The sequence below is a fragment of the Actinosynnema sp. ALI-1.44 genome (assembly GCF_001984155.1).
Lineage (GTDB): Bacteria > Actinomycetota > Actinomycetes > Mycobacteriales > Pseudonocardiaceae > Kibdelosporangium.
In genome coordinates this window covers 59,128-71,783 of the sequence record NZ_MTQO01000046.1, presented here as the reverse complement: position 1 = coordinate 71,783, position 12,656 = coordinate 59,128, and the positions used below count along the sequence as shown (strand labels likewise).

Sequence of the window (12,656 nt, the reverse complement as noted above, 5' to 3'; positions counted from 1 at the left end):
TCGTCGCGGGGCGGGGAACGCCGATGCTCAGTTGCGGACCAGTTCTCCGGCGGGTTCGGTGTTGGCCGCCGTGCGGCGCAGCAGGATCATGCCGCCGACCGCGAACACCACCACGATCGCGGCCGCGATTCCCGCGACGGTGTGCAGACCAGTGGTGAACGCCTCCCTGGCGACCGCGACCAGGTCCTGAGCGGCGGGGCCGGGCTGCTGCGCCGCGGATTCCAGCGCACCGGCCAAGCTGTCGGGTGTGCCAGCCGGTACACCGCCGCGGTAGATGGCCGTGGCCACGCTGCCGAACACCGCGATGCCCATGGCGATCCCGAACTCGCCGCTGGTTTCCGACATCGCCGACGCGGCACCGGCTTTCTGCGGCGGCACGGAGCTGACGACCATCTCGGTGCACAGCACGCCCTGCGGGCCCATACCGAACGCGGCGACGCACAGGCCGACCACGATCGCGAACAGCCCGCCCTGACCCTCTGCCTGCGTGAACAGCAGGATCCCGCCCGCCGCGATCAGCATTCCGAAGCCCAGCACGAACTCCGGGCGGAACCGCTGCGCCAGCTTCGGCGCGATCAGCGAGCCGATCACCACCGCGATCGCCTGCGGCACCAGCCAGATCCCGGCCTGCACCGCGCTCAGCCCCGCCACCAGCTGAAGGTACTGGCTGACCAGCAGGAACAGCCCGCCCATCGTGGTCGCGCCGACCAGCATGATGCCCAGCGCGGCACTGAACTCGCGGACCTTGAACAGGCCGAGGTCGAGCATCGGCGTCGCCAGGGTCCGCTGCCGCCGCACGAACACCGTGCCGACCACCAGGCCCGCCGCCAGCGCGACGACGTTCACCAGACCGAAGCCGTCCTTGGCGATCTCCTTGAGGCCGTAGATGATCGGCAGGATCGCGCCGAGCGACAACGCCACGCTGGCCAGGTCGAGCCGTCCGGCTTCCTCGTCCTTGTACTCCGGCAGCAGCTTCGGCGCGGTGGCCAGCAGCAACACCATCACCGGGACGGCCAGCAGGAACACCGCGCCCCAGCGGAAGTTCTCCAGCAGCACGCCGCCCACGACCGGGCCGATCACCATGCCGCCCATGAAGCAGCTCATCCACACCGCGATCGCCGTGCCGCGCTGCTTGGGGTCCTGGAACATGTTGCTGATCAGCGCCAGCGTCGACGGCATCAGCGTCGCGCCCGCCACGCCCAGCACGGCACGCGCCGCGATGAGCATCTCCGGGCTGGTGGCGAACGCCGCCGCGATCGAGGCCAGCCCGAACGCCGCGCCGCCGATCATCAGCAGCTTCCGCCTGCCGACCCGGTCGCCGAGGGTGCCCATGGTGACCAGGAACCCGGCGACGAGGAACCCGTAGATGTCGATGATCCACAGCAGCTGGGTGCTGCTCGGCCGCAGGTCGGCGGCCAGGTGCGGGACTGCGAGGTGCAGCACGCTCATGTCCAGCGACAGCAACAGCGTCGGCAGTGCCAGTACCGCCAGTCCCCACCACTCACGTCGTCCTGCTCGCATCGCCTGTCTCCCTCTGTGCTGATCTCTCGTGTCCGTCACCCAGGCGTCGAACCCGCCCCGGCCGGATCGACATCCCGCGCCAAGAAGATTGAGAAAGTTTTTTCCCGGGAACCCGGCACGCACCGAAAAAGCACGCACCGAAACCAACCGACGACAAGGAGTTCCCATGCGGCGGCTGATCGTCGTCCTCGCGCTGGCAACAGCGGCCACCACGGCATGCGGCGGAGGCCAGCAGTCCGGCGGATCCGGCCAGGCGACAACCACAACGCCCTCGTCGACCGCGGGCGCCCCGGACCGGGCCAAGGTCGACTTCGCCGACGACATCTGCGGGGCGGTGGCGAAGTTCGTCGCACCGGCTGCCGCGTTCCGCCCCGACACCAGCAGCCCGGCAGCCGCCATGACCTCGCTCAAGACCCAGCTGTCGTCCCTGTCGGGCGGGCTGGCCGAAGCGGGCAACGACCTCAAGGACGCCGACACCGCGGGCGTACCCGACGGGCAGGCGGCCGTCGACAAGCTGCGCAACACGTTCAGTCAGATGAAGCAGGCGGTCGACGACGCCAAGGCCAAGCTGGACACGGTCGACCCGAACAACCAGCAGGCCGTGACGACCGCGGTGCAGAACGCCACCAAGGAAATGGGAACCTCCCTGAGTTCGATGCAGAACCCGATGGACTCCCCCGCCATGTCAGGGCCCGAGATGGAAGCCGCGGCCGAGCAGTCCGAGGAGTGCAAGAAGATCAAGCAGGTCGTCGCGAACCGGTCGACCGGGTCGACCACCCCGACGTCCTGACCTGGTGGACATGAGTACTCCGGATAGGCGACAGTGGCCCGATGGGGAGAAGGCGGGTTCGACTTCGTAGGGTTCGGTGAGCCGGACGTCGCCGTTGCGGCGATTGCCGGGATTCGGCCGGTTCTGGGCCGCGTCCACCATGTCGTCCTTCGGCACGCCGGTCACCACCTTCGCACTGCAGATCGTCACGTTGAACACGTTGCACGCCAGTACCGCCCAGCTTGGTCTGCTCAACGCGGCGCGCTGGGCGCCGTACCTGGTGCTGGGCCTGGTCGCCGGTGTCCTGGTGGACCGGTATCGGCGCAAGCCGGTTCTGGTGGCGACCGATCTCGGCCGGGCCGCGCTGCTGTGCGTGATCCCGGCGCTGGCGTTCGCGGACCTGTTGACGTTCCCGGCGCTGGCTGTGGTCGTGTTCGCGTTCGGGGTGTTGTCCCTGCTGTTCGACGCGGCCGACCAGTCGTTCCTGCCTCGGCTCGTGCCCGCGGAACTGCTCACTTTGGCCAATGCGAGGCTGGAGCAGTCCGATGCGGCCGCCCAAACCGCGGGTCCGGTGCTGGCCGGTGGTCTGCTCAAGGTGGTCGGTGCGCCGGTCGCGTTCCTGTTCGACGCGGTGTCTTACCTGGTTTCCGGCCTGCTGCTCGCGTCGATCCGGGTCACCGAACCGGCGCCCCGCCACCACGAGCGGCGGCCGATGTTGGCGGAACTGCGTGAGGGCCTGGCATACGTCTATCAGCATCGGATGTTGGCCCCCGTGGCGCTGTCCAGTCACGTGTGGTTCCTGGCCCACAGCATGCTCGGCACGGTCTACATCGCTTACGGTCTGTTCGAGCTCCGGCTCGGGGAGTTCTGGCTCGGCGTGACCGTGGCCTGTGCGAGCGTCGGCGCGGTGCTGGGCGGGGCGTTCGCGGACCGGGCCGGGCGACGGTTCGGCGCGGGGCCCGTGAGCATCGCGGCGCATGTCGTGATGCCGGTGGCCTGGGTGTTGGTACCGCTCGCCGAGTCCGGCGCCGCGGCGGTGGTCCTGCTCGCCGCGGCCCAGTTCATCACCTGGCTGACGATGGGCGCCGCGAGCCCGAACGAGATGAGCTACCGGCAGTCAGTGACGCCCGACCGCTTGCAGGGCCGGATGAACACCACGATCCGCTCGTTGAACCGCGGGATGATCGTGATCGGCGCGCCGCTGGGCGGGATCATCGCCGACACCGCCGGTTTCCGCACCGCGTTGTGGACCGGTATCGCCGTGCTGGTCGGAGCGGCACTCATCCTGATCTGGTCCCCGTTCCGGCACGCCAGGCTCCAGACAGCCCCTGGCGAACTAGCGGCTCGATCCGATGGCCAGAGTCCGTAGCTGCGCCAGCAGTTCGCTGCGGTTGGTGGCGCCCAGGCGTTGCCGAATGCGCGCCATGTGGTGCTCCACGGTCTTCGCCGAGATGAACAGGGTGTCGCCGATCTGTTTGTAGGTCATTCCCCGCACCACGAGTTCGGCGACTTCCTGTTCCCGATCGCTGAGCGGGCAGGCGGTGTCCGACGACTGCGCGGACTCGTGGACCTGCAGTTGACGGGCGCACTCGAGCAGGCTGACCATCGCCTTGCGGTCACCGGTGCGCAGCGCGGCCTCGCTGGCCAGCCGCCCGCTTTCCCACCAGTGGCCCGCGTCCCGCAGGCCCCGGGCACACCGCGTCACCTCCGTCAGGTCGACGTGGCCCGAGTACACGGCGGTCCAGCATCGTGCGGCGCGTGCCAGCGCTGTTCCGTACCGGGTCGGGTTCAGTTCCAGTGCGCGGATGTGGGGATCGGCGGCGGCCGGGTTGTCGGTGAGGATGGCGGCGTGGACGGCAGCCCAGTGGATCGGCGCCGACCACAGCGGCGGGTTGCCGAGCTTGTCCAGCAACGTGAGGGCGTCGGCGAACAGCGCGTCACCGTGGTCACGCAGCCGTGCCGACGCGAGCGCCAACTCGGCGACCGGCAGCAAGGTGAACAGGTCGACTGGTTGGCGGAACAGGCACGCTGCGGCCTCGGCTCGCACCCGTCGCAAGGTCACGGTGTCCCCGGCGCGCCGGGCCAGCCCGGCCGCCAGCCCGGTCCGGAACAGTTCGTCGCGGGGTTCGCGCACGACGAGGCCGTCCATGAGATGGGCGGCTTCGCCGACCTGGCCTCGTGCCATCCGGGTCCAGGCGAGCAGCAGCCTGTGCCGTGCCCGCATCACGTCGCCGCCCATGCGGGCGGCCAGCGCGTTGTCCAGCAGCGACGACGCGATGTCGATCTCCCCACGGTGCAGGGCGACGAGTGCGCCCAGCGCGGCGGGCGTGTCGGGGACCAACGCGTCCTGGCCCGCCGGTTCGAGCAACGCCGCCGCCTGGACAAGCGACGACAACGCCGCCATGGGATCCCCGGAGACCGACTGCCGGATCCCGTCGGCCATCAGCCCGGCCGCGCCGTCCAACGCGGTCGGTGGTCGATCGGCGCGTGCGGGCGGTGCGACGGCGAACGAACCGACGGCGTACGAGGCGATCTGGGCGAAGGTGGGCTCCTGCGCCCAGCTGTACAACCGGGCGCTGCGTGCCCATTGGCCTCGGTGTGCCAGTGCGGCGGCGCTGATCGAGGCACCGGCACCGTCCTGGTTGGCGATCGCCTGGTCGGCCAGGCGCAGCGCGGTGTCGAGGTCTCCGGACAACGCGGCCGCGTGGGCCCACCCGGTGGCCACGTCCGGCAGTGGCTGTCCAGCGGACACGGCCGCGCCGAACATCTCCGCGGCGAGCACGGAGTCGTGCGACGCGGCTTCGTGGGCCGCTGTGGTCAACACCGTGGCCACTGTGGACCCGATCGCGCCGCTGCCCAGCAGGGCTCGGGCGAACGGCAGGACGGGTTCGGCCCGGTCGAGCTGGAGCCTTGCGAGCTGTTGCAGCACACCGAGATACAACTCCGCGGGCACCACAGTGGACAACGCCAGGTCGCACAGCGGGATCACCGTGCCGTCCGGGTTGACCAGGCCGGTCGCCCTGGCGGCGCGCATCACCTCGCCGACGCTGTGCCCCGGCATCTCCAGGAGCGCGATGAGCAGGTCGATCCGGTTGCCGAGACCCGAGCGCGCCGCGATCAGGTAGCGCACGACGTCCTCGTCCAGCGTTTCCAGCTCGTAGCGCATCGCGTCGGACACCGCCGCGGTGACCTGGCCGCCGGCCTGGGCCAGCCGGACAGTCCACCTCGGCACTCCGCCGGTCAACGAGTGGATCGTGTCGGCTGCCGAAGGGCACATCCGCCGGACGTCCGCGACGTCGCATGTGGACAGGGCGACGCGGTCGAACGGCGCGAGCAGTTCGACGAGTTCCGGCGAACGCGGCCACGGACGGCACGCCACCACCAGTCGCGAGCAGGGGATCTCGCGCAGCATCCGGAGTTGTGTGTCCGGCAACAGGTGTGCGTCGTCCACCAGCATGACCGCGCGGCGCCAGTCGTCCGCGCCGGTGGTCGGCCAGTCCGTGACCACGGGGACACCGGCGTCGCGGTACGCCTGCCACAGTTCGCGCAGGAGCCGTGTTTTGCCGTAGCCGCCGGGGGCTACCACCGCGAGCCGCAGCGGCGCCGACGGATCCGAGGACACTTTGACCGACAAGGTGTGCATATTCCCGCCAATCCGAGAATTGAGCACGAGTTTTCTATCGCACCGCAAGTGAATTCGCCATACGGCGATGCTCGATCGTAATCACGCCAACCGCGCGACCATACCTTCACATGTCCGCACAATCACCTGCGCCGCCTCGACGAACTGCCGCCCGGCCACGGGATTCCCGGCCCGCGCGCGCCATTGGCGGAGTGTCAGCAGCGCGGCGTGGCGCTGCTCTCCGGCATCGCCGCGCACGCCCAGTCGTGACGTGATCGTCGCGCCGTCGCCGCCGAGCAGCCGCACGGCCTCACCGGCCACATCGGCAGGCAGAGCGATCTGACCTGCCCGGACGGCGTCGAGCACCCGGATCTCGACGAACTCGTGCGTGCTCGCGGCGAGCCGTTCGACCTCCGCGTGCAGCGCCCGGTCCCGCGCACGGCGAAGGAATTCGTCGAGAAAGACCAGTGCGGACCGCGCTTTCAGCACATGAGAACGTTCACGGAATCGCGTGTCGATCTGCGCGAGCAACTCGCCCAGTCCGCTTCTGGAGACGAGTTCGGCCGCGAGGGCGGCCCGGTCGGAGAACCCCTGGCGCACGAGCGTCACGCCGATCCTCATGCCGAACAGACCGAAGCGGTCGAGCAAATCGGGCGCTGTCGATCGAATACGGTCGACTGAGAGCAATGCCGAATCGATCACGGCACGCGGCCGTGCCGCCAGTTCGCTGAACCGGTCCATCTCGGACTGTGTCATGCTCGTCGCGGCGCGCGCCAGCAGTCCCGCGACCGGCACGACCGTCTGGCACACCCCGCGCAGCCGTGGATCAGCCGTGTACCGGCGTGCGATCTGCCGTGCCGAGGTCAACGCGTCCAGCCGTCCTCCGCCGATCTCGTCGGCGTGGGTCAACACACCGATCACGCCCTGGTCGCGCACCTGTACCGGGATGTGGACCTCGGGCGTGTGCGGGAACAGGTGGATCACGGCGTCCGCGTCTGGTTCGATGTGGAACCACTGGCCGGCGAGAACCGCGCGGACCGTGGACGCGCCCGGCCCGCCTGTGATCGCGATGCGCAGCGGCGCGCTCATCCTGGCCAGCGCGTCGTCGAGGCCGGGCTCGTCCGGGTGGGCGTCACGGGCCCGCCGCAGCAACCCCCGTACTCGGTGCTCGAGGTTCATGCGACCAACTCCCGTGCCATCCGTTCCAGGTCGCGCACGCGCGCGAGTTCGGCGTTCAGGTCGCGGATGCGGGTTCTGCGCTGCGCCGCCGCGTCCACCAGCGCCCGGTGCACCTCTTCGGCGTGGCCGACGAAGTGGTCACGCAGGGTGCGCTGGATCCCGCGCAGCATGTCCCGGCTTTGCTTGCCCGCCTGGAAGATCAGGTCGTCGACGTGCTTGCGCAGGGACGCCTTCGCCTCGGCCTGGCGCCGCTGCAGCAGCCGCTTGCGTTCTTCCTGCACGGTCTTGCCGCCGAGCAGCAGCCCGGCGCCGACGGACAGCGGGTTGATCATGGCGACGCCGACGATCGTGCTGGCCATGCCGATCATCAGGGTGCCGCCGTACCCACCGCGCATCCCGACGATCAGTCGCTGGCCGACCCCGAACTTCTCGCCCGCGGCCAGCTCCAGGTCACCGACCGCGAGGTCGCCGGCGTCGGGGATCTCCGGCAGGGCGTGGTCGTCGCCGAACTGCTCGGCGACGTGCCCGGCCAGCCAGCGGGCCCGGGTCATCATCCACTCGAACGTCTCGGCGGTGCACCGGGACTCCCTGGTCCGCAGCCACTCGGCGAAGTCGTCGCCGACCTTGGCCGGGTCGACCGCGTCCAACTCGGCCTCGGCGACCTTGAGCACGTCGCGCAGCCGGTCGCGCAGGTCGTGGTCGATGTCCGCGATCAGGTCGGTGATGCCGTCGTTGAGCACCTGTTGCCAGCGGATCCCCAACTGCTCGGTCTCTTCGGCCCGTAGGCCGTCCACCTCGCCGGTCATCGTCGCCGTCAGGTCGCCTGTCACCGCCAGGACCTCGTACGCCGCCGACCGCCGGGTGCCCCGGTGTGCGCCCAGTTCGGCGCGCAGGACCGCGGTCAACGCCGGGAACCCGGACTCGTCGTTCACCCCGGCGTCCGCGGTCGCCATCGCGTGCCACCGCAGCTCCGCCGACACCGGGACCACCGGCAGACCGGTCGATGCCTGGTTGCGCTCGGCGACCTCACGCCAGCCGGGGTGGAGGTCCACCTTGGACAGCACGCAGACGACGATCGGTGCCAGGGCGCGTGCCTGGTCGATCAGGTCCAGCTCGGCCTGGGTGTAGGGGGCGGACGCGTCGGACACGATCAGGATCGCGTCGGCCGGTTCGAGTACCGGACTGTCCACCAGGGTCAGTCCACGCAGGATCCCGCTCGGCAGGCCGATCTGGCCCGTGTCGTCCCCGATGGGCCCGGCAGTGTCGGCGTACCGCAGGGTGATCGCCTTGGCCGGTGTGGTGTCGTCGGCGACCGGGCAGGCAGGGGCGCCGACCAGCGCGTTCACCAGGCGGCTCTTGCCTTGTTTGAACCCGCCCGCGACCAGGACCCGCACCTCGCCGGACAACGCCCGCGCCCGGCTCTGGCGGAGCCGGGCGGCCAGGTCGTCGCGGTGGTAGGCCTCGGCCGCCGTGATCGCGGTGTCGATCACTTCGACGACGGTCGACATGCTTCCTCCCCGCGTGTCGGACACGAACACCTCTACGGAGCGATGACGAGAGTGTCGTTGTGGGACGCGACGTCCGTGTGGGTGCTCAGGTCGTTGTTGGAGTTGACGTCGTTGTGCGAGGCGACATCGACATCGTTGTGGGACCCGATGTCGTCGTGCGAATCGATCTGGTTGTTCGAGTTCGCGGTGGCCGTTGTCGTGGTCGTTGTCGTTGTCGTGTTGTGTGAGTCGATGTCGTTGTGCGAGTTGACATCGTTGTTGGACGCGATGTCCACGTCGACGTCGTTGTGCGAGCCGATGTCGTCGTGCGAATCGGAGTCGTTCTGGGTCGCGGTTCCGCCCGTGCCCGCCACGGCGACTTCGCCCGAACCGAAGTTGTGGACGTTGGCTTGTGTGGAGTTGTCGTCATTGGACCCGGTGGCGTTACCACCGACCGCGACCGCGGCGCCGTCGTCGGCGTCGATGTCCCCGGTGTTCACATCGTCCACGTCGTCGCCTGCCGCGACGGCACCATCGCCGGACGCCACCACCGGATCGTTGTCGAACTTCTGGAACACGTCACCGTATGCCCAGATGTTCTGGTTCACGGAGTTGTCCAGCACGGTGTCGTGGCTGTCGTTGTAGACGTAGGTGTTGGTTATGTAGTCGAACTGCCGCACCACGGAGTGCAGTCCTGGCTCACCGGGCATCGGGTGCGGGGACGGCGGTGGCGGCACGACCATCACGTGGTTGTTGCCGGTCTCGTAGGAGCGGTCCAGTGACACGCGGCTGTTGTCGACGACCAGCGGCAGCACGTCGGCGACGTCCTGGCCGCACAGCCCTTCCAACCCGTGCTTCTCCAGCGTTCCGGCGGGGTCGTCGCGGAACTCCTGCTTAAACTCCGGGTCGCGCAGCAGGGAGAGGATGAACTGGAGCAGACTCGTCATGACTGTTCCTTTCATGGGGACCGGGGTGAGCCACCAACGTAAGGACAGCGGCGCCATGGGCTCATCGGGGCGGATCACCTGTTGCCGACAAGCCCGATCCCCCAATGCCGATGCGGGCCATAGGGGAATTCCCCTCGTTCGTGTCCCGGCGGCTAACACCCGCTGCCGTGGTGCGATCACACGCACGCCCCACCCCCGACGAGGAGGAATTGGCATGCCGTATCGACTCGGGATCGACCTCGGCACGACGTTCACGGCCGCGGCGATCTGTCGCCAGACTCCGGATAGGACAGTCCATACCGAACTCGTCATGCTCGGCGCGAGGTCGGCCGCTGTGCCGTCCGTGTTGTTCTTCGGGCCGGACACGGTGCTGGTCGGTGCCGCCGCGGAACGACGGGCGGTGACCGACCCCGATCTGGTGGTGCGGGAGTTCAAGAGACGCATCGGCGACGAGGTTCCGATCCTGGTCGGCGACACCCCGCACGAGGCGCACGACCTGGCGGCCACGCTGGTGCGCTGGGTGGTCGACCGGGTCATCGAACGTGAGGGCGGACCCCCGGATGCCGTCGCTGTCACCCACCCCGCCTCGTGGGGGCCGCACCGGATCGCTGTCCTGCGTGGCGCGTTGGGCGACGTCGAACTCGAGGAGGTCGTGTTGCTCACCGAACCTCAGGCCGCCGCCGTGCAGTACGCGTCCGCCGCCCGCGTCTCGCCGGGCGCCACGATCGCCGTCTACGACCTCGGCGGCGGCACGTTCGACGCTGCGGTGGTCCGCAAGACCGCAGGCGGTTTCGAGTTGCTGGGCAGTCCGCACGGCCTGGACCGTGTCGGAGGCATCGATTTCGACGACGCGGTCGTCTCGCACGTGCTCGGTGCGGAATCCGGCTGCGACGACCCGATCGCGATGGCCCGGCTGCGCCGTGAATGCACCGAGGCCAAGGAAGCCCTGTCCACCGACACCGAGGCGACCATCCCTGTGCTGTTCCCGGGAGCCACCTCGCAGGTCACCGTGACACGTACGCAGTTCGAGTCGCTGATCTCGCCCGTTCTCGCCGACACGGTCGATGCCCTGGCACGCACCATCGCGTCGGCCGAGGTGGCCGCCGACGACGTGGACGCGGTCCTGCTGGTTGGCGGATCGTCCCGGATTCCCCTGGTCGAACAGGTGATCTCGACGAAGCTGGGCCGTCCGGTGGCGGTGGACACCGATCCCAAGAGCGTCATCGCGCTGGGTGCCGCCCTGGCTGCGCACCAGTCCACGGTGCCCGATCCGGACGGTCTGGTCCCTGTGCCTCGCAGGCCGGACCACGACTGCACGCCCCCGGAGCTGACCAGGCCACGCAGGCGCCTGCACCGCACCAAGGTGTTCCTCGGCACGTTCATCATGCTCGTCCTGGCATTGGCGGTTATTCCCTCACCCTTCACCGCCGACACCTCGCCCCCGGCACGCGACAACTCCGCTCCGGCCCAAGCCGACCAACCTGGAGCACAGGCAGGAAATCCGGCGCAACCGGGAACGACCAAGAAACGCCCACCGCGTCCCACCGATGCCACCAACCGCGACAACCCCGGCCAACCCAACGGCGACATCGACGGCGACAACAGCACCGACGGCACCGGCGCCTCGCCCCGCGCACCGGGTCCGGCTTCGGCGACGTCTCAATCCGGTGGGACGGCCAGCCCTTCGGCGGCGCTCCGCAACGAACCCACGGCCGAATCGGCGACTACCCCGGACAGCACGCCGTCCACCGGCAACCCGACTGGATCAGCACCATCGGAAGGCGACGCCACCGTCGCCGAAGCACCACCGCCACCGCCACCGGCGGTATCCACCGCCGACGCGCCCGCACCCACCGCGACCGAGGAACCACCGCCTCCACCGGCACAACCAGCCCCAGCCCTGGAAACCACCGCCCCCGCCCCTGCCAACTGACGCAACCAAATGCGGCCGTCGTTGCTTCCCGCCCCCGGCCGGGTTCGGTCACCGCGCCGACCGAACCCGGCCGCCCGTCCTCAACCGACCGCGTTCAGGTTGCCGTCGCTGCCCGCCAAGCACCGCGCGCTGTTGGTTCCACTCAGGACGAACTGCGTGACGCACCTGCCCAGTTGCGCGTGCCCGGACGCGTTGGGGTGGAAGGATTCCTGAGCCAGGTGGATGCCGACCGCGTCCAGTCCGCCGAACACCAGCGCGTACGGATCCACTGTCACCCGGCGTTGCCACTCACGGGACGCGTCAGCGCCGCCACTGCACGCCTCACGGCCTTCGGTGGCACGGGAGAAGTCCAGGAACCGCACGCCCGCACGGGTGGCCACGTCCCGCAGTGCCTCGTTGAACTGCGGTACGGCCTCCGTGCGGCCGTACTTGCCGTCGGCCAGCTTGAACGGGCACCCCTGTGGACCGTGCAGCAACGGGTCCATCTTCTCGGTGATCGGAGAGGCGTAGGAAGTCAGCACCAACGCGTACGAGGAATCCGCGTACCCGGCCTGTCGCATCGCCGACCTGACGTCGGCCAGCGCGGTTTCCACACGGGGAGCCATTGCCGCGAGACGACCGGGCCATTGCTGACGCATACGCGGGGCGCAGCCCGGGCTGAACGGGTTGAACCATTCCTTGATGCAGGAGACCACAGTGTCCGCGAAGGCGGGTTCGTCATTCGCGCCGACCTGCACGATCACTGTGGTTACGCGGTTCAGCTTGGCGATGTCGATCAGGCGTTTCGCCTGTGATCCTTCGGTGTAGTGGGTGGTGTCCGCCAACGACACGTTCGCCGAGTCCGCGCCGGAGCACGCGAGGTTGATCGTGCGGTCGGCGAGCTGGGTCCGGTGGATCATCGAGCGGGTCGAGCGATGGCACCAGTTGCCGTTCTCGCCCCGGGTGCCGGGTTCGTAGTCGCCGGCGCCTTCGCCGGACATCGCGCTGTCCCCCAGGGAGACAACCGCCGTCGGCCGGGGGTCGGCCGCGGCTTGCGTGGGTATCGCCAACGCGCCCACCAATGCGGATACAAGACCGATTTTCCACCTGTGTAACGGCATCCGTCCACGGTACGAGCCGAGGGCGGCCGACTCGATCAGCCGAACGGGTCTTGGGCGCGGCGGTGATCCACTGCTAGCCTGTCTGTGACAAACTAACC

Annotated in this window: 9 protein-coding genes; 3 read left to right on the top strand and 6 right to left on the bottom strand. The window is 69.3% G+C overall.

Annotation, left to right across the window (positions count from 1 at the left end; all coding sequences use genetic code 11):
• Positions 1-27: 27 nt before the first annotated feature.
• A complete protein-coding gene (locus ALI144C_RS23065; RefSeq protein ID WP_076989228.1) occupies positions 28-1,521 on the bottom strand; it encodes an MFS transporter in 1,494 nt (497 codons plus the stop codon).
• A 166-nt stretch (positions 1,522-1,687) separates the two neighbouring features.
• Between ALI144C_RS23065 and ALI144C_RS23060 the strand changes: the two genes are divergently transcribed.
• Positions 1,688-2,311 (top strand): hypothetical protein, encoded by a 624-nt coding sequence (locus ALI144C_RS23060; RefSeq protein WP_076989227.1) that lies wholly within the window; start codon positions 1,688-1,690, stop codon positions 2,309-2,311.
• 76 nt (positions 2,312-2,387) lie between these two features.
• The gene (locus ALI144C_RS23055; RefSeq protein ID WP_143230804.1) at positions 2,388-3,659 is read left to right on the top strand and encodes an MFS transporter; all 1,272 of its coding nucleotides are present in this window, start codon (positions 2,388-2,390) and stop codon (positions 3,657-3,659) included.
• Here the strand turns inward: ALI144C_RS23055 and ALI144C_RS23050 are convergent.
• The 4 genes from ALI144C_RS23050 to ALI144C_RS23035 all read right to left on the bottom strand — a co-directional run bounded on the left by ALI144C_RS23050 (position 3,627) and on the right by ALI144C_RS23035 (position 9,525).
• On the bottom strand, positions 3,627-5,924 hold the full coding sequence (locus ALI144C_RS23050; protein WP_237774272.1) for a helix-turn-helix domain-containing protein: 2,298 nt from the start codon (positions 5,922-5,924) through the stop codon (positions 3,627-3,629). The two genes, ALI144C_RS23055 and ALI144C_RS23050, sit on opposite strands and share 33 nt — an antisense overlap.
• Positions 5,925-6,014: 90 nt before the next feature.
• Complete coding sequence (locus ALI144C_RS23045; RefSeq protein WP_076989225.1) at positions 6,015-7,091, bottom strand: hypothetical protein; 1,077 nt, start codon at positions 7,089-7,091, stop codon at positions 6,015-6,017.
• Positions 7,088-8,599 (bottom strand): hypothetical protein, encoded by a 1,512-nt coding sequence (locus ALI144C_RS23040; RefSeq protein ID WP_076989576.1) that lies wholly within the window; start codon positions 8,597-8,599, stop codon positions 7,088-7,090. Before ALI144C_RS23040 ends, ALI144C_RS23045 begins: the two co-directional genes overlap by 4 nt.
• 32 nt (positions 8,600-8,631) lie before the next feature.
• Positions 8,632-9,525 (bottom strand): IniB N-terminal domain-containing protein, encoded by an 894-nt coding sequence (locus tag ALI144C_RS23035; protein ID WP_237774271.1) that lies wholly within the window; start codon positions 9,523-9,525, stop codon positions 8,632-8,634.
• Between the two features lie 214 nt (positions 9,526-9,739).
• On the opposite strand from ALI144C_RS23035, the gene ALI144C_RS23030 reads away from it, so the two are divergent.
• A complete protein-coding gene (locus ALI144C_RS23030) occupies positions 9,740-11,458 on the top strand; it encodes an Hsp70 family protein (RefSeq protein ID WP_076989224.1) in 1,719 nt (572 codons plus the stop codon).
• An 80-nt stretch (positions 11,459-11,538) separates the two neighbouring features.
• On the opposite strand, the gene ALI144C_RS23025 is transcribed toward ALI144C_RS23030, so the two are convergent.
• Positions 11,539-12,558: a GDSL-type esterase/lipase family protein gene (locus tag ALI144C_RS23025; RefSeq protein ID WP_076989223.1), complete on the bottom strand. Its 1,020-nt coding sequence runs from the start codon at positions 12,556-12,558 to the stop codon at positions 11,539-11,541.
• Positions 12,559-12,656 lie beyond the last annotated feature (98 nt).